1 pseudogene is annotated in these 440 nt (G+C 67.3%); it reads right to left on the reverse strand.

The window, feature by feature from the left end:
• Nucleotides 1-403 (reverse strand): annotated as a pseudogene (locus G9373_RS48050) (hypothetical protein); the annotation flags it as partial.
• Between the last annotated feature and the right edge of the window lie 37 nt (nt 404-440).

The following is a 440-nucleotide window of genomic DNA, read 5'->3' on the forward strand; positions in this document are numbered from 1 at the left end:
AGCGCCAGTCGGCGCCAAGCTGGGTCGTCAGGCGGCGGATGGCGCTGAGCTCGCCGTAGCCGTCGTTCTCGATTTCCATCAGGCCGACCACGTCGGCATTGAGCTCGCGGATGGCGGCGACGATCTTGGCTTCCTGGCGTTCGAACTCGGCCTGTGTCTTGGCACCCCGATTGGCCGGATCGTCAAAGCCAGCCCCTTTGCCGTCTCCGTTGAAGTAGTTCAGCACGTTGAACGAAGCGACGCGCACATCGGCCTGGGCGTGGCGCGCAGGGGCACCCGCACGCGGGTTCGCAGCAGCATTGAAAGCCGGCGCGGCCGCACCCGGGACAGGCTGCAGGCGCCAGGCGTTGTAGCGCATATCAAGCACGCCCTGCACACCGCTCACGGTATAGCCGGCGCGCACTGGATTTACCGCCGACAGGCCCGGCGCCGGGTAACGC

The organism is Rhodococcus sp. A14 (genome assembly GCF_011603105.1).
GTDB lineage: Bacteria > Actinomycetota > Actinomycetes > Mycobacteriales > Mycobacteriaceae > Rhodococcus_F > Rhodococcus_F opacus.